Genomic DNA, 16786 nt, shown 5'->3' with positions numbered 1-16786 from the left:
ACTCGGTCCTTGTGGGAGCTGGCTTGCCAGCGATGAGGTCCTTACATTCAATACAACTTAGGGGCTTGTTTATTATCAAGTATCGACACTTTATCTGTCGGCCTGGTCAATAAATTACTGAGCGACTGGTCAAACTTCTGCAACGCCCGAACTTGCACATCCTGCTGCTGATTAATATCAGCCACAATCTCTTCCGAGCGTTTGAAGTCCGCCCACACCGGCGTCAGTTCTTTCGCGTCCGAGCCTTTCGCCGTACCGATATAGTTCAACCGCGCATCATAAAAATCGGCACTGACATCGGCCTTGATATCGGAGCTGCGCGAGGTGATCAATTGGCTGTGGGTGTCGACGATCGCCACCACGTCCGGTCTGGCCGCACGCAGGCTTTGCATGTCCGGATACTCCGTCACTGAACCGAACTGACGCTGTAGCGAGGCGTTGACCCAATCCACCGCCATGTCTGGTTTTGACGTGGCAACGTAGGCGTCATGGATCGGTTGCACCAGCAGACTCTGGCCGAAACCGGTGCCGGCATTGGCCTGATAGTCACGCAGGTATTCGCGGTTGCTCTGCGTGCTTGGGCTGTAGACCACGCCTAGAGACACGCCGGGGCCGCTTTTCACCTGAGCGGCGCTGCTACGGCCGACCGGTTGGCTGAACAGCGTGTCGAGGGACGAAACTGCTTTCGGTGCGGTAGGCACCGAGCAGGCGGAAAGTGCTAGAACCGATATCGCCAAGGTACTGGCAAAGGCAAGTTTCATGGTGTTTCTCCCGTGAAACAACATCAGTCGGAAAGTTTGAGTGGTGGTCGTTGTTGACCGTTAATTCAGACTAAACCCGCGAGGCTGTAAGCAAGCTGACAATTTGCTGTCAAGTTTGCTGTTGAATAGTTTTATTTGCTGTAAGCCGATTCGGTTAATTGCGCCGAGAAATAAAAAGGCGCAAATCGATGATTTGCGCCTTTTTATTTATGGCTGATTAAACATCCATCAGTTTTTCAGCGGGATCAGCACTTGCTCATCCGGGGACAGCACCATGAACACCAGCAATTTGGCGGGTTTGATTTTGCTGGCATTCTTCGACACTAGATGTTCGGAGCCGGCGGGCTCGTACCAGAACTGGCCCTTCTTGTAGGTGATCGCCTGTTCGCCCTTGACCTGGGAAATCACTTCACCTTCGAGCACATAGGCCATCGCAGTGCCGTCGTGCTTGTGGGCGATGGAGGACTGACCGGGTTTGTAGTCGACCTCGATCATCATGGCTTTTTTGCCGGGAGCGTTTTTCAGCATCTGGTCTTGCAGCACGGTGACTTTTTCGGACGGGTCGTGGGCGAAAGCGGCCGAGGCGCAAAGGCTCAGGGCGAGGGCAGAGGCGAGCAAGGGCAGGCGTTTCATGGCGGGTTACCTGTGAGGGTTGGGGGTGCAATCACAGTAGTCCGCAGGACGGGGCATTCAAACGGCCAATATTCGGGAAGATCAGGTGACCAATCTGTGGTGAGTCAGGAAGGCAATCGGTGTAGCGCAAAACGCCTTCGCGAGCAGGCTCGCTCCCACAGGTGATTGCATTCCAATGTGGGAGCGAGCCTGCTCGCGAAGAGGCCGGATCAGACGATAGGGAAGCTATTGAAATCGACGCTATTGGCCAGCCGGCTATCGATCAGGTCAATAAACCCCTGCGCCTCGGGCCGATTGAAATGCGCCTGCATCGCCGCTTCCGATTGCCAGCGCGCACTGACCGTCCAGCGGTGATTGTCCTCGGGGCAGCGGTCGACCAGGTAGGAATCGCAGCCCGGGGTTTCGCGCAGAGTCTCGACGATCTTCTGCAGCTGCCTGCCCAGTTCATCCGAGCGGCCGGCGGCAGCCTGCACCTGGACCGTATTGATCACTTCGTTGGACATTGCTCACACTCCTGAATCAGGCCGGACGAATCCTGCTCACTGAGGGATAACGCCTGTGCAGGATAGGCCTGCACCTGCTGATCACCAATAACCAATCGGCGGTTAATCGCCCAGACCAATCATTCAGGCAACTTGTTGCAGAATGTCGCGCAGGCGATCCAGAGCGATATCGATGTCGAGGGTTTCGATGGCGCCAAAGCCGAAGTACAGGCCGTTTTTCGCGGGCTGCTGATGATAAAAACCATTGATGGAGTACAGGCCGACTTCGACTTTTTTCGCCAGTTCGATCACTAGCGGTAGATTGATGGGGATCTTGCAGAACACCGCCATGTGGAAGCCGGCGCTGGCCGGCACCGCGTCCAGCCATGGCGCCAGATCGGTGGCCATCCGCACGAGAATCCGCTCGCGGCGCTGCGCATAAATCGCGTGACAGCGGCGGATATGTTTGAGCAGGCAGCCTTCAGCGATGAACTTGGCCAGCGCCCATTGCGGCAGGGTGGAGGCGTGCAGGTCGGTGAGTTGCTTGGCGCGGATTACCGCTTCAAGGATAGCCGGCGGCAGAATTGCGTAACCCAGGCGCAGCTCCGGCAACAGGGTTTTCGAAAAAGTGCCGACATAAGCGACGATGCCGCGCTGGTCGAGATTGAACAGCGAATCGGTAGGCCGCCCTTCGTAGCGAAACTCGCTGTCGTAATCGTCCTCTATGATGATCGCGCCCAGTTCGTGGGCGCGAGCCAGCAGGGCTTCGCGGCGCGCCTGACTCATTGGCATGCCCAGCGGGAACTGGTGCGACGGCGTGACATAGATGAGGCGCGTGCCATCGGGGATGTGTTCGACCTGAATGCCCTCGGCATCCACCGGAATACCGACCACCTCGGCGCCGTGCGTGCCGAACAGCAAGCGTGCCGGCGGATAACCCGGATCCTCCATGGCGACCAGACTGCCGGGGCGGATCAATACACGGGTGATCAAGTCCAGCGCCTGTTGCGCGCCGTTGCACACGACGATGTCTTCGTCCTGGCAATTTATACCCCGGGAAAACGCGATATGCCGGGCAATCGCATTGCGCAGCGCCGGCAGGCCTTCGGCAACACTGTAGAAGCCTTTGGACTGGCCCATCTGCCGCATCGCATGAGCGACGCAGCGGCGCCAGTCATCCTGCGGAAACTGGCCCTTGCTGGTTGCCCCACCGATAAAGTCGTAGCGCAGCGAGCCTTCCAGCGTCGGATGGCGCAGAAATACCGGCAGATTACGCCAGCTCTCGATCACCTCGGCACTGGCCAGTTCGGTGTGACTCTGTTTGCGCTGAATTTGCGCCGGGCGCGCGTTGACGTAAGTGCCTTTGCCGATGACCCCGGTGAGGAAGTTTTCGTAGGTCAGCTGCGCGTAGGTGTCGGAAATGGTCTTGCGCGAAATACCCAGTTGCTCGGCGAGCAGACGGCTGGGCGGCAATTGCGTGCCAGCGGCCAGACGCCCGGATTCGATGGCCCCGCGCAGCTGCTGATACAACTGACCAGCAAGATCCTTGCGGCCGTTGATCACGACATGAAGTTCCATACCGACGAGGCTCCCGAGGCTATTAGGCGTGCCCGCCAGATTACCGCTGTTGCGGGACCGGCAATAGTTGCCTACCCGAAAAATTCCAAATTGGTCACTAACCCCTGTGGGAGCGAGCCTGCTCGCGAATGCGGTGTGTCATTCAAAAATGGCCTGACTGACCTGACGCCTTCGCGAGCAGGCTCGCTCCCACAGGGGATCTGCGCAGGGCAGGATTCAGTGGTGTAGCGGTTTTCCGTGCAATTGGGGCTGTAACGCATCGCTTTCGGCGTTTACGGTGAAGTCATTATTCCGTCTACCGAGAACCGCCATGTCCCTGCGCCTGGATTACTACAACGCTTCGCCCAAGGCGATGAAAGCGATGATTGCCATGGAGGCGCTGACCGCCAACCTCAGTATCGAGCAGCCGCTGCTGCAATTGATCAGGATCCGCGCCTCACAACTCAACGGCTGCGCATTCTGTACCGACATGCATTCGGTCGACGCACGACGAGCCGGGGAGAGCGATCGGCGTTTGTATGCGATCGCGGTGTGGCGCGACAGCAACTTCTTCAACCCGCGCGAGCGTGCGGCGCTGGCCTGGGCCGAGGCGGTGACGTTGCTAGCGGAAAGCCGCGTGCCAGATGAGGTGTATCAGCACGCGCGCGAGCAATTCAACGAAGGCGAAATGGTCGACCTGACCATGGCCGTCACCACCATCAACAGCTGGAACCGCCTGGCCGTCAGCTTCCGCCAAACCCCCAGCGACTGAACAACGCATACCCTGTTTTGGGGTATTGAGCTATTCCCTGTGGCGAGGGGATTTATCCCCGTTCGGCTGCGCAGCAGTCGCCAATCCAGCGGACTCGGTCTACCTGACAGATCAGCGTCGGATTGTTTTGGGGCTGCTGCGCAACCCAACGGGGATAAATCCCCTCACCACAATGGATGTTCAGTCAGTTGGATGTCGCGTTTTTATCCCCCGTAGGAGCTGCCGCAGGCTGCGATCTTTCGATCTTGATATTCACTCAATTCGCCGGCCGTTGCGGTTTCACCGAGGTGCCGAAGGTGTTGCCCATCCGCGTACTGGTCGCCGCCGGTGTCGCCAAGCCAACCTGATTCGGCGGCCGCTTATTAACCGGCACATTCAGCGCCTCCTGATTCTTCTCCGCCGCCGCAGCGCCTTCCGGGTTGTTGCCCATCTGCTGGCTCAAACAGTCGTAATTCGGCGCCTTGTAGCCGCCGACCGTCACTTCCACACAGCCCAATGGCTGCTCGGCATAAGTGCTCGACAGCGCCATCAACAACAGCCCGCCAAGGCTCAATCGCCACAGTGTTTTCATGCTCGCCTCCTGGCCGGCCCGGAGAGGCCGCGCTATGGCTTGAGTCTAGTGCAAGCCTTGCGCAATTCCCGTGATGGTTTTTTTGCACCGCCCGTCACACCAGATTCATAAACAGCCCTCAGGATGACGATTTCCAAGGATTCGTCAGCCGTGCAGCGAGGCATTTCCAGGGACGGTTTTCAGCGTTCAACGAGACTTGTACGCCGGATGTGTCTGGGGTGGCTGCTCGGCTGTGCGGCGGGCCACGCCATGGCCGACGCGGTGCCGGCGGACCTGCGGATGACGCTGCACATTCCGGCACAGGATCTGGCCCGCGCGCTGGATCAGTACAGCCACGCCACTGGCGTTGCGGTGCTGGTCGACAGCCAGTTGAGTCGCGGTCGTCGCTCGTTGGCGGTGGACGGTGAATACACCGCCGCCGATGCCCTGCGTCGATTGCTCGGCGGCAGTGGTTTGATGGCGCGTTATGCCCGTGACGACGCGTTCACGTTGCAAGTGGCGCAGGTCGAAGACGTACCAGCGCCGCCGCAAAAACAGACGCCCGAAAGCGTCGCCGTCAACCGCAGCTACGCCACGGCGGTGCAAGTGGCCATCGAACGCAACCTGTGCCGCTCGCCGCTGACCCGGCCCGGCAGCTATCGCGCGGTACTGCAAGTGTGGGTCGGTCGTGACGGGTTGGTGCAACACAACCGGTTGGTCACCTCGACCGGTGATGTACGGCGCGACAACGCGCTGGTGGAAAGCTTTCGCACGCTCAGAATCGACCGGCCGACGCCCAGTGCCTTGCGTCAGCCGGTCACGTTGCTGTTGTTACCGGAGTCGTCAGGAAAACGCATGGAATGCACCAAATGGGAAGGAGTTTCCGGGGGATGAAAGACACCGGACAAGGTTCGATGGTCCAACTGTTCCTGACGTCCTACGAGGACTTTCGGGTGCGCCTGCGCAGGCGTCTCGGTTCGGAAGATCTGGCCAACGACGTGCTGCACGAAACCTATCTGCGGGTCGACCGCATGGAGACGCCGCCGAACGTTCTGCGGCCCAATGCCTACCTCTATCGCATGGCCCTGAACATCGCCGCCGACCGGCGTCAGGCCGATGCGCGCCTGCTCACCGGCGAGGAAGTCGAGGAACTGCTGCAAATCGGTGACGAAGCCCTGGATCCGGCGCGGGTGGTCGGCGGGCAAAGGGAAGTTCAATCGTTGCTCAGCGCCTTGTACGAGCTACCGGCGCGGCGTCGCAAGATCTTCATTGCGGCGCGTCTGGAGGAGGCGCCGCACCTGGAGATTTCCCAGCGTTTCGGCATTTCCACGCGCATGGTCGAGAAGGAAATCAAAGCCGCATTGGGCTTCTGCGCCGCGAAACTGGAAAGAAAAGTGTTTCAGCGGTTCGGTCGCGGGGCCGGAAAACCGTCTTCTGAATAGTGCCCGATCAATTCGTTGAGAATCTGCGCGTTTGAACATCTTTCGACTGACACCTGCCGAGCCATCGGCGGCCGACAATCTGCACAGCGAAGCCCGCGACTGGCTGGTCCTGCTGACCTCCGGCCGCGCTACCGTGGCCGATGCCCGCGCCCTGCGCGATTGGTGCGCCCAGAGCGTCGAACATGCGCAGGCTTTCGAGCAGGCCAAGGTTTTGTGGCACAACTTGCAACCCGCTGCTGAAGGATTGCAGGCGCCTCGCGGGTTTGGTCGTCGTGCTTTTCTGGGTGGGGCGATTGCTGCGTCGGCGGCGTTTTTGCTGGTACGTGGGACGATCCCCGGTGGGTTCGAAGGGCTGGGCGCGGATTACATCACTGAAGTCGGCCAGCAGCGTCGCTTCGAGCCGGCGCAGGGCGTGAGCCTGGAGCTGAACACTCAGACGCGGATCAATCAGCGTGCAGTGTCTGACGGTGTGCAGGGCTTTGAACTGGTCAGTGGTGAAGTTGAAGTGCAGACCGCGCGGTTGCCGTTGGCGATGCAGGCTGGGGGAGGGTGGTTGCGGGCCAGTCAGGCGCGTTTCAACTTGCGTAATACCGATCAGCAAGTTTGTGTGACCTGTCTTGATGGCGCGGTGGAAGTCGACGTAGAAGGCCGAAGCCTGCGCCTTGAACCGGGGCAGCAAGTGACCTATGACATGCGGCAGGTTGGTAGTGTGCAGAGTGTCGACACGGCGGCGGTGATGAACTGGCGGCAGCAGGTGTTGGTATTCAACGGCGCTACGCTGAGCCAGATGATCGATGAGATCAACCGGTATCGGCCGGGGATGTTGCTGTTGCTTAATCGTGAGCTTGGGCAGCGGCGGGTGCAGGCGCGTTTCAGCCTTGACCAACTTGCTGGCGTTGCATTGCTGATTCGGGATGCCTATGGCGTCAAATGCACCGAGTTGCCGGGTGGCGTCGTTGTTTTGAGCTAGTGGGTTTGACTGGGTGCATATCCGTTGCTGCGGTAACGGCTGCTTAGGGTTCCGCCCTGACGGCGGGTCACCTTTTCCAAACGCCGAAAAGGTAACCCAAAAGGCTTTGCTCCTACGTGCGGCCCGCTCGCTGGGGCTCGGGGTTCCTTCGCTACGGGATCCATCCGGGCGCATCGCCTACGGTTTGCTTCGCTGCACCTCCTCTCGATGCATTTGGCTGCGCCAAACGGTCGCTGCGCTCCCACCCCCGGATGAATCCCTCCACTCAGCCTTCCGACGTCGCCCGTGGATCAAGATCAAGAGCTGTAGCCGAGCTAACGCTCATCCTTTGAGTGGGGCGGCATTCGCCGCGTGTTTCATATAGATCAAAACTGTGGGAGCTGGCCTGCCAGCGATGGCGGCCTACGAGCCGACCGGTCTCTTGCTGGTGTACCCGATCCAACTGTAGGAGCGAGCCTGCTCGCGAAGACGGCCTCACAGCCAACCAATCCCCACCGGTTGTACCCAATCTCTGTGGGAGCCTGGCTTGCCAGCGATGACGTCCTTCCAGACAACCAATCTCTAGCAGACTGCATACGATCCCATTGTAGGAGTGAGCCTGCTCGCGAAGGCGCCCTCACAGCCAACCAATCTCCACCGGTTGTACCCAATCCCTGTGGGAGCCTGGCTTGCCAGCGATGACGGCCTGCCAGACAACCAATCTCTAGCAGACTGCATACGATCCCATTGTAGGAGTGAGCCTGCTCGCGATGACGCCCTCACAGCCAACCAATCCCCAACTGCCTGCCCGCAATCCCTGTGGGAGCTGGCTTGCCAGCGATGACCCCCTTCCAGACAACCAGTCTCTTCCAGGTATACCCGATCCAACTGTAGGAGCGAGCCTGCTCGCGATGACGCCCTCACAGCCAACCAATCCCCAACTGCCTGCCCCAATCTCTGTGGGAGCTGACCTGCCAGCGATGACCCCCTTCCAGACAACCAGTCTCTTCCAGGTATACCCGATCCAACTGTAGGAGCGAGCCTGCTCGCGAAGACGCCCTCACAGCCAACCAATCCCCAACTGTCTGCACCCAATCTCTGTGGGAGCTGGCCTGCCAGCGATGACGGCCTGCCAGACAACCAGTCTCTTGCAGGTGTACCCGATCCAACTGTAGGAGCGAGCCTGCTCGCGAAGACGGCCTCACAGCCAACCAATCCCCACCGGTTGTACCCAATCCCTGTGGGAGCCTGGCTTGCCAGCGATGACGTCCTTCCAGACAACCAATCTCTAGCAGACTGCACACGATCCCATTGTAGGAGTGAGCCTGCTCGCGAAGGCGCCCTCACAGCCAACCAATCCCCAACTGCCTGCCCCCAATCCCTGTGGGAGCTGGCTTGCCAGCGATGACGGCGTAAGAGCCGACCAGTCTCTTGCTGGTGTACCCGATCCAATTGTAGGAGTGAGCCTGCTCGCGAACGCGGCCTCACAGCCAACCAATCCCCAACTGACTTCACCCAATCCCACTGTGGTGTCCAGCCCTGCTGGCGATAGTGGTCCACCAGGCACTCATAGAGCTGACTGACGCCGCGCCATCACTAGCAGGCTCAGTAACCCGATTTTTTACATTCGCAATAACTATGTACCGCACCTGAGTACCGCTTGATCGACACGCTGTGCCCTACAGACAAGGAGTGACTGTATGGCACAAAACACATTCAACGATGGATCGTCAGGTAGCGTCGTCATCCGATCCGGGCCACCTGCTTCGGGTGGAGGGTCGGGTAGCGGCTTTGGTGGTGGCGGCGGTGTTTCCGGCGGTTTCGGTGGCACCAGCAAGAAAAAGCAGAAAGCTCGAAAACGCGCTTTGGCGGCTCATCGTCAGGCCCAGGCAAATCAGCAGGCCGAGGCGCTTGCCAGAGCGCAAGCCGAAGCCGCTCAAGCACAGGCAGCTGCAGCGCAGGCTCAGGAGCAAGCTCAGGCGCAAGCGCGGCATCAGGCGCTTGTGCAATTTCTGGCAGGCTTGGCGCGACGCCATGACGCGATCAGAGCTGAAGCCGATCAACGATTCGCGCAAAAGGCCAAACAACTCGGCTCAGCGCTGGAACAGGAAATTCTTGCCGCGAGAAGACCGCCTCAAGCCACCCAGACCGAGCGCTGGCAGCTCTACACCATCACCAGTGAAAAAAGTGAAACAGACGGACTGCTCGCTCGCAAATCCGCCGAACTCAACGCAAAAAATGCACTGGCCCGGTCCTTCGATGGCCACGATCCGCTGACCCGTACCTCCAATGATTATCTGACACGGCTGGGCCAGTTCGGCCAAGCGCTCAATGACGGTCACCTGATTTGGGAGAACGCCTACAACGCGGCTCATGAAGCGCGTTTATTAGAGACGCAAATCAATGCCCTGCGCGATAGATCAGCGGCGCTTGCCCGCCATCACGCAGAGCAAACGGTGGTCTGGCGCAAAAGGGAAGCCATTTGGGAAGCGCAGCGCAAGTTCGTAGAACAGCGTGAAGCCCGAGTCCGGTTCAAGCAGCAGGTGGATGAAGACGCCCGCGTAACCCGGCTCAAGCAGGTCAACACACTCACTGCCCCGCTGGCGGCGGGTGCGACGTTTTTGACGCAAGCCGGTTCGTTGGTGGCCGAGGGAGTGGCCAAGCTTATTGAAACCGCTGTGCAAAAAGCGGTCAGTCAGCTTTCCCTCACTTTGCTCGTACCTCAACCAACGACGGTCTTGATCTTCGCGGCTGTGTACTCGCCGACACTGGGCAATGGTGAACTGACGCCAGAGCAGAGGCGGCGATTGTTCCAGTCTGTCGCCGTTCCCGTTCAGACACTCGGCCTTTCTGATGAGCAAGCACTTCGATCGATCGCCGATTCAAGCGGTTCGGTCGAGATGCCCTACCGCCTCAAAACCGAGCCGGTAGCCGACGGGACCGCAGTGATTGTGGTCGCCACTGGCAATGAGATCGGCAGACAGGTGCCGGTCATCAACGCGGTACTTGATCTCCAGACCGGCAACTACACCGCACAAGTGCCCGGTTCTCCGAGCAGGCATTTGCAGTTCACGGCGGACACGCCCGTTACGCACACCGCTTCAAGCCAAGCCCGTGTTGCATTACTGCCACCGCTGACGCAGAACCTGCCAGCGGGCGCTGATCTACGCATTCAGGATTGCATTGTCTGTCTGCTCGGTTCGGCACCGATGTACCTGTCCTTCAGCCCGCCACCCATGGGTTCGGGCATTGTCACCGGTACCGGCCAGACCGCCACTGCCAATTGGTGGAAGCAATCGACAGGCACGACAGGCGCCGCAATACCCACCCAGTTGGGTGATCAACTTCGCGGCCGGGAAGTCACCTCATTCCGATCCTTTGACGAAGCATTATGGCGAACCCTTGGCGAGCAACCGGCACTCACCCAGCAGTTCGATGAGGTCAACAAAAAACGCGTCGAAAAAGGCTTCGCGCCCTACGCACCGAAAAACACCTGGGTCGGAGAACGGCGTGAATTCGAACTGCGTTTTCAGGAAAACGCAGAGGCGGGCGCCAACCCGTTCAACCTCGACAGGATCAGCATTGTCGCGCCACAAAGTGCTCATGGTCGTCGAGGTGTATTGCCACGCATTCAGCCTTGGCCGGTTCCTCCCGTGGGAATCGGCACCTGGACGCCACTTGTCCCGCCGGGAACGGAGCAGCTTGGATCAACCACCAAACCGATTGCTCCGTCGCCGCCCGTGGTTTATCCCGGCCAGCCTGTCATCCCGATCCTACCGGCAAACGAGACGTTTCCGGCTGTTGATGAAGGGCAGGTTGGTGCGAGTATTCCCGGGTTCCCGGGGATATGGAATTGCCTTCGCCGGACCTGGTGTTCGTCGGGCCGCCGGTCGAGCCGCTGGAGGTTGGGCCGTATAACGAACTGAGTGGACGGAGCAGGGGGGATGGGTTGGATATTGACCATATTCCTTCGCGGAGGGCGCTTGACTTACACCTGCGGAACCTTTTTCCAACAATGAGTCCACATGAACGCCGAAACTATCTTCAACGGGCTCCTGGTATTGCAATACCGTCTGATGTGCATCAGAAATTCAGTGAAACCTACGGTGGGCGTAATACCTCTTCGAGACAAGAGAGAGATGCTCTCGATATTGAGAGTTCAGTCAACCAAAATTTTAATGCGATAAAAAACGGATTATTGGAGGCGGGGTTTGTCGAGGCGGAAATTGAAGTCGGTCGCAAAAATTTACACATTCTTCATAAAGAACAGGGGTGGTATTGATGAAGTCTTTGAGAGTTAGTGAGTTGATTGCAAGCGTCGGGCTTACTTTTGAATCTCTTGTCGCACAAGGAGTACTTGATGGGCAGCCTCTGGTGGAGCTTTATCCGGATTGTGATTTGCAAGATCTTGAGATTGAAAATGGTGTGGAACTGACGTTTTTAGCCGATACCAAAAAACTGAAAAGCTTATTTATTACCTTGATTAAGACTATGCCCTTAACTGTCAGATATGAAGGTGATCTTCCAGCGCCTTTCAAGTTGGCTATGACACAAGCCGATGCTCATGCGATTTTTGGAGTTCCCATTGAGTCTAGAGGGCCGATAAAAATGCCAATGCCAATGGGGCAGACAGGCGGTTGGGAGTCTTATCTGCTTGATCAGAAAATCTATCCCGGTCTGAAGGTCGTATTACAATATACAGCTGATATGAAAGTTAAAACGTTAGTCTTTACATTGAATGATAAAGGGCGAGAGTAACTTATCAAAGTGCGAAGTTGCCGGTGGCTACTTACGTATTTGTGGCTTTAATTCCTCAGTCTATTCATCCCGATCCTACCGGCAAACGAGACGTTTCCGGCTGTCGATGAAGGGCAGGTTGGTGCGAGTATTCCCGGGTTCCCGAGGGATATGGAGTTGCCTTCGCCGGATGGGTTGTTTCTGGATCGGCGGGATGATCCGGGGGTGGCGACGGGAGTCGGGCAGGAGGTGACGGGGATTTGGTTGGGGGAGGCGGCGCGCACGAGCGGAGCGCCGATTCCGAAGCAGATTGCAGATCAACTGAGAGGGAAGGAGTTCTCCAATTTCCACCGGTTTAGGGAGGCTTTTTGGAGGGCTGTTGCCACCGACCAAAACCTGAGGAAGCAGTTCAGCAATGCAAATTTGAAAGAAATGACAAAAGGATCTGCACCCTATCCGATTCCATTTGATCAAGTTGGGGGTAGGAAAAAAATTCGAGATCCATCATCAACATGAAGTCGCGAATGGAGGCGCTGTTTGCGATATGGAGAATTTACTGATTATGACTGCGAAGCGGCATATCGAAAAACATAAGGAATAAATCAATGATTCTCTTCAAGAATAGGCTTCAGGACTATACGGAATCCGAGTTTTTACTATTTGTTCGTGAGTTTTTCGATTACTCAAACCCTCTGGAAGGCGACGCATTGGGCCAATACACCGACAAACTGGTGGAGCACTTCGAGAAAATTACCGAACACCCCGATCGCTCTGGCGTAATTTTCTATCCCAAGGAGGGACAAGAGGACAGCCCAGAGGGAGTTCTGAAAGAAGTTAAAGAATGGCGTGCACGCAATAATAAGCCAGGTTTCAAGACGGAGTGATGGTCACTCGATAACGAACTAAGTGGCGCCCGCTCAGCGGTCGATCGGGCGGGTGCCGTTAATGGATTGCAACATTGCGCAAAAACAAGGAAGTTTAAACCATGCAATTGAAACCAACCCTCAAGGACTACACCGAACCCGAGTTCCAGGCCTTGGTCGATAGAATCTGGGCTGTCGATTTACCAAACGCCGATCATGATCGGTTGATCAATCATTTTGACCAGATAGCGGGTCATCCCAAAGGCGCCGATTTGCTGTTCTATCACCCTGATGACGACCCTAATCCAAACTCTGCTGGCTCTGTCGTTTACTACGTCAAGGACTGGCACCGTAAACAGGGGCGCGTTGCATTCAAGGGACAGGCCTCGCTTGCTGCGCCTGCACCTCCGGCCAGTCCAGCACCAATGAATTGGGCGCAAATAACCCAGCAACGCATTGCCCAGCAATTGCTTGATAGTCAAAAAATCAGTGCTGATCTGGCTACCTCACAGCGGGCTACGGAAACGGCGCTCACTCTTCTCGAACAACGAATTGGCGATTTGCGCAAGCGTTCGAATGTTCAAATATCTGCTTCGGAGTTTGAAAAGGATTTACGCAGTGTAGAAATCGCCGAGTTCGATACCCGTTTGGCTGTTCACGGTTACAAGTTGTGGAAAATGAGCGTCCAGTTCAAGCGAGACAATGCGCAACGGGAAGTGAATTACGCGCAGGCCGAGCGGGGTCAGTGGCAAAACATTGCTCAGCAATTTGGCGCGACCTACGATCGGTATGTGGCGAGCCTGAATGCCATTAACCAGCGACTCAAGCGGCTTCAAGAAGAGGCCGAGATGCTGTTGACTACGGCCCAGACAAAACTTGTAGAGCTGCGCAATCGACAGGACGCAGGACTGCCCCGGGCGCCTGTGCAGCTGTTTGCTCCGCTTGCTTCCGTCAATGCACGCCCGGCGGTATTGATCGATGGTGAACTGTCGCGCACTTTGGAATCCCATCGCGTGGACCTGCAAAAATCCATTCGTTCGGCCGTCGCGGAGTTCACGTGGCAAATCACCTCTAGCGTGCAGAGGGATCCAGTTCAATATGCCGCCGTATTGCGTTTCGAGTTTCGCAGTCGCGCGGAGGTGGGTCGTTACGGAGTTTGCGTACCTTTATCCGAGTTTCTGGTGGTTGAGGGGCTGGATTGGCAATATCTTGCCGCGACGAAAGGGAACGTCGATGTCCCTTTCAGAATGAGCAGCGGCCACTATGCCGTGCCGAGCGGAACACTGTTTCAAGGCATCAGGGAAATCAAAAGCCTGCACCAGGTGGCAATATCGCCTGTCAGCGCCACAGAGCTGAATCCAGGTGTAAGAGTGCGACCCGCAACGTGGAACGAGTCCTCGCAAACTTACAGTTTCACGGCTGATGGCAACGCTCCATTCACGATCATCTGGCGCCTGCCTGAAATACTGCAGAATTCCTCGCCACTGACGTCCATTGCCGATTATCGAATGAGCAGTCTCCAGTCACCGCACACACCTTTGATAGAGTCATTTCCTGGCTCGGCCAACGTCACTTTTGATGACTATGTTGTGGTATTTCCCCATTCAGACCTGGAGCCTGTGTATGTGATGTTCGAGGGTTAAGCTAAGGGGGATCTGGAATATTCACGCTGCTGAAGCTGATATTGGGAGCCAACCTGCTAGCCAACCAATCCCCAACTGACCGCACCCAATCCCAATGTAGGAGTTGCCGAAGGCTGCGATCTTTTGATCTTTAAAATACAAAGTCAAAAGATCGCAGCCTTCGGCAGCTCCTACAGGAATATCCTATGTGCAGGGATAAGCATCACTCCAACGGCCCAATCACCTGCCGATACTTCTCCACCCCCTGCGCCGTCTCCCGACTCAACCGAATCTCCAACCCCAACGGATCCTCCCGCCGATTCCCACTCAACTGCCGCCACCCCTTATCCACCTCCCAAACCCGCACCTGCACATCACTGACATCACTCAAAACAGCAACCCCATTCCCAGGCGCCGGCAACGGATACCGACTCCGCGCCTCAGCCACCGCCCGATACAACGTGTCGCCCTTGACCCACCAGCGCACCCGCTGCAAAGCCCCCGGTTGATCCGCCGCCGTGCGAATAATGTCCAACCGAAACCCCTGACTGTCGCTACTACGCACAGTAAGGGCGGGCGGGGCGGTGGGCGGCTCATCATCCACACCAACCTTCTTCGGCTCGGTCAACTCAATCCCCGCCCGCATATCCACATCCCGCTGCAACTGATTCAACGCCCGCAACAAGCTATCGCTTTGCTCACTGCTCGCCTGCAAATGACTGTCCGCCCGCGTGACACTGTCCAGCCCGCGCCACGCAATCAAACTGACCACCGCCATCAACAGAATCGCGACCATCACCTCAATCAGCGTAAACCCCTGCTGGCGCTTCATTGCAGACTGATCCGGCCCGCGCCATCGCGCAGCACACTCAACCGATTCAACCCATCCGACAACGTCAATTGCAGCGGCGGATTGATCCACTCAGCGTTCAGCACAACCCCCTGCTTCGGCTCCACCCGCACCTCCATTTTCGGACTCTGCCAGGCACGCGGCCGCAACTGCGGATCCTCAGCGAAATGATCAAACCCCTTGCCACTGTCACTGCGCCGACTAAACCGAAACCCCTTGGCATCACTCACCCACACAATCGGCCGGCCATCCGCGCGCGCCTCCGCCTGCGCGACCTGCAGCAACTGCGCCACACGCTCGGCATCCTTGCGCAGCAACTGCAACGGATCCGGCTTGATACTCAGGCTGATCGCCGCACTGGCGATGCCGATGATCACCAGCACCACCATCAGCTCGATCAGCGTAAAACCCTCTTGCCTGTTCATCGCGCGCGCGCTCCTTTGCGTCCTGCGCCATCGTGCACGGCCAACATGTAAGGCGTGTGAAATAAAACGGAGAGAATTGCCGCGTAGGCTGACAGCAGGGATAAAAAGGAGATTCAACCCATGAGATTCACCGCACGCGTTTCCCCACCCCAAATGGTCCAGGCCCTCGCGCTGCTCGCAGCGCTGGTCGGCGTGGCGACATGGTCGTCGCTGCTGCTGACCTCCGCCGAATCACACACCCCGGCAGCGGCCCCGCAATTGCTGGCGGCGCGTAGTGATAGCCCGGCGTTGCAGTGGTTTTCCAATCAAACGGCGCCGATGGATATCAAAGTGAGCGGGGTGATGGCGGGGAGTCGGGGGGCGGTGGCGATACTGAGTTTGAATGATGGGCCGCCGAGGAGTTTTTGCAGGGGGAGAAGGTTGGGCCTGGGGTGAAGTTGTTGGCGGTGGAGGGGGATGGGGTGGTGATTGAGCAGGGTGGGGAGAGGGTGCGGTTGGGGGTGGAGAGGTTGGCGGAGGGGGTGGTTTTGCCGAGGTTGGTGAGGCCGTGACTTTCAGGGGCCAATAGCTACCAGTCACGAGAGGTTGCTTTCGACCCATAGCGGCAGACTTGTAGTTTGATTCGCGTCTGTATGTATACGTAGGTTCAAGAATGGGCAGTCGACAGCGGGTTCCGTACAGTCTGATTTTTCCAGTTGCCCCTCCGAAGTATTCAGCTCACCAAGTCTGCAGCTAGTTCGTCCTCACCGCGGAATGTCTCCATAAGAGACTTCCAGAGGCCGGTGGATTGTGACGGGTCAACGATCCCCAACTTGGCACTGATGGCCTCGAAGGTGTCCATGGTCATGTTGTCGCATGGGTAATGCTTTTTGAGTGCACGGTTGAGTTGACGCCGCATATCTGTTGAAACTTCGGTGTACTCGTTGAAGTCAGGCTTGGTGGCCCGTCTAGCGTCCATGGTTCGTGAGTAGATGGTGTCGTTGCCCAGCATTACTCTGAACCAGATGAATTCAGCTAGATGTTTCCAGCCGTATGCTAGTTTCGCTTCGACTTTCAACGTCATCTTCTCCATCCGGTAGTCATGTAGGACGGTTTCGAGAATCAGCTGCTCCGAGTTTTGGAAAGCGGTTGCAGCTACAATGT

The 16786-nt window shown here is 57.4% G+C and carries 19 protein-coding genes and 1 pseudogene; 12 read left to right on the top strand and 8 right to left on the bottom strand.

The genetic code is table 11. The features are described from left to right. Positions 1-47 precede the first annotated feature (47 nt). From JFT91_RS20795 to pdxR, 4 genes are all read right to left on the bottom strand, one after another. Entirely contained in the window at positions 48-761 is a 714-nt protein-coding gene (locus JFT91_RS20795; protein WP_201233689.1) for an ATPase, read from the bottom strand. 228 nt (positions 762-989) lie between these two features. Continuing rightward, positions 990-1394 carry a cupin domain-containing protein gene (locus JFT91_RS20790; RefSeq protein ID WP_201233688.1) on the bottom strand — a complete coding sequence of 135 codons (405 nt, stop codon included), beginning with the start codon at positions 1392-1394 and terminating at the stop codon, positions 990-992. A gap of 209 nt (positions 1395-1603) precedes the next feature. Then, positions 1604-1897, bottom strand: coding sequence for a putative quinol monooxygenase (locus tag JFT91_RS20785; RefSeq protein WP_201233687.1), 294 nt, complete (start codon positions 1895-1897; stop codon positions 1604-1606). Positions 1898-2020: 123 nt separating this feature from the next. Next, entirely contained in the window at positions 2021-3454 is a 1434-nt protein-coding gene (pdxR, locus tag JFT91_RS20780) for a MocR-like pyridoxine biosynthesis transcription factor PdxR (RefSeq protein WP_201233686.1), read from the bottom strand. 310 nt (positions 3455-3764) lie between these two features. Between pdxR and JFT91_RS20775 the strand changes: the two genes are divergently transcribed. Next, positions 3765-4205: a carboxymuconolactone decarboxylase family protein gene (locus tag JFT91_RS20775; protein ID WP_201233685.1), complete on the top strand. Its 441-nt coding sequence runs from the start codon at positions 3765-3767 to the stop codon at positions 4203-4205. 256 nt (positions 4206-4461) lie between these two features. Here the strand turns inward: JFT91_RS20775 and JFT91_RS20770 are convergent, their stop codons facing one another. After that, complete coding sequence (locus JFT91_RS20770; RefSeq protein ID WP_201203069.1) at positions 4462-4776, bottom strand: hypothetical protein; 315 nt, start codon at positions 4774-4776, stop codon at positions 4462-4464. Positions 4777-4983: 207 nt separating this feature from the next. Here JFT91_RS20770 and JFT91_RS20765 point away from each other — a divergent pair, with 207 nt between their 5' ends. From JFT91_RS20765 to JFT91_RS20730, 10 genes are all read left to right on the top strand, one after another. Next, positions 4984-5649 (top strand): STN domain-containing protein, encoded by a 666-nt coding sequence (locus JFT91_RS20765; protein ID WP_201203070.1) that lies wholly within the window; start codon positions 4984-4986, stop codon positions 5647-5649. Continuing rightward, the gene (locus JFT91_RS20760; RefSeq protein WP_201203071.1) at positions 5646-6197 is read left to right on the top strand and encodes an RNA polymerase sigma factor; all 552 of its coding nucleotides are present in this window, start codon (positions 5646-5648) and stop codon (positions 6195-6197) included. Before JFT91_RS20765 ends, JFT91_RS20760 begins: the two co-directional genes overlap by 4 nt. Before the next feature lie 31 nt (positions 6198-6228). Continuing rightward, complete coding sequence (locus tag JFT91_RS20755) at positions 6229-7167, top strand: FecR family protein (protein WP_201203072.1); 939 nt, start codon at positions 6229-6231, stop codon at positions 7165-7167. Positions 7168-8846: 1679 nt separating this feature from the next. Then, positions 8847-11072: a pyocin-S2/colicin E7-DNase domain-containing protein gene (locus JFT91_RS20750; protein ID WP_242489328.1), complete on the top strand. Its 2226-nt coding sequence runs from the start codon at positions 8847-8849 to the stop codon at positions 11070-11072. A 23-nt stretch (positions 11073-11095) separates the two neighbouring features. Continuing rightward, a complete protein-coding gene (locus JFT91_RS29740) occupies positions 11096-11428 on the top strand; it encodes a hypothetical protein (protein WP_242489327.1) in 333 nt (110 codons plus the stop codon). After that, positions 11428-11904 carry a DUF6392 family protein gene (locus tag JFT91_RS20745; RefSeq protein WP_201233684.1) on the top strand — a complete coding sequence of 159 codons (477 nt, stop codon included), beginning with the start codon at positions 11428-11430 and terminating at the stop codon, positions 11902-11904. Before JFT91_RS29740 ends, JFT91_RS20745 begins: the two co-directional genes overlap by 1 nt. Positions 11905-12054: 150 nt before the next feature. After that, entirely contained in the window at positions 12055-12399 is a 345-nt protein-coding gene (locus JFT91_RS20740; protein ID WP_347340323.1) for a pyocin-S2/colicin E7-DNase domain-containing protein, read from the top strand. Beyond that, complete coding sequence (locus JFT91_RS30290) at positions 12350-12484, top strand: pyocin-S2/colicin E7-DNase domain-containing protein (RefSeq protein WP_518524883.1); 135 nt, start codon at positions 12350-12352, stop codon at positions 12482-12484. The genes JFT91_RS20740 and JFT91_RS30290 overlap by 50 nt, the downstream gene beginning before the upstream one ends. Before the next feature lie 4 nt (positions 12485-12488). Beyond that, entirely contained in the window at positions 12489-12767 is a 279-nt protein-coding gene (locus JFT91_RS20735) for a bacteriocin immunity protein (protein WP_207196955.1), read from the top strand. A gap of 101 nt (positions 12768-12868) precedes the next feature. Then, positions 12869-14389, top strand: coding sequence for an S-type pyocin domain-containing protein (locus JFT91_RS20730; RefSeq protein WP_201233683.1), 1521 nt, complete (start codon positions 12869-12871; stop codon positions 14387-14389). Between the two features lie 202 nt (positions 14390-14591). On the opposite strand, the gene JFT91_RS20725 is transcribed toward JFT91_RS20730, so the two are convergent. Further along, complete coding sequence (locus JFT91_RS20725) at positions 14592-15200, bottom strand: type II secretion system protein GspJ (RefSeq protein ID WP_201233682.1); 609 nt, start codon at positions 15198-15200, stop codon at positions 14592-14594. Further along, positions 15197-15643, bottom strand: coding sequence for a GspH/FimT family pseudopilin (locus JFT91_RS20720; RefSeq protein ID WP_201203081.1), 447 nt, complete (start codon positions 15641-15643; stop codon positions 15197-15199). The genes JFT91_RS20725 and JFT91_RS20720 overlap by 4 nt, the downstream gene beginning before the upstream one ends. Before the next feature lie 120 nt (positions 15644-15763). On the opposite strand from JFT91_RS20720, the pseudogene JFT91_RS20715 reads away from it, so the two are divergent. Beyond that, positions 15764-16194 (top strand): annotated as a pseudogene (locus JFT91_RS20715) (type II secretion system protein N). A gap of 161 nt (positions 16195-16355) precedes the next feature. Here the strand turns inward: JFT91_RS20715 and JFT91_RS20710 are convergent. Beyond that, a complete protein-coding gene (locus JFT91_RS20710; RefSeq protein WP_201233681.1) occupies positions 16356-16706 on the bottom strand; it encodes a hypothetical protein in 351 nt (116 codons plus the stop codon). Between the last annotated feature and the right edge of the window lie 80 nt (positions 16707-16786).

This window comes from Pseudomonas sp. TH08 (genome assembly GCF_016651275.1).
Classification (GTDB): Bacteria; Pseudomonadota; Gammaproteobacteria; order Pseudomonadales; family Pseudomonadaceae; genus Aquipseudomonas.
The sequence above is the reverse complement of the archived record's forward strand: the minus strand, read 5'-3'. Positions and strand labels throughout refer to the sequence as shown.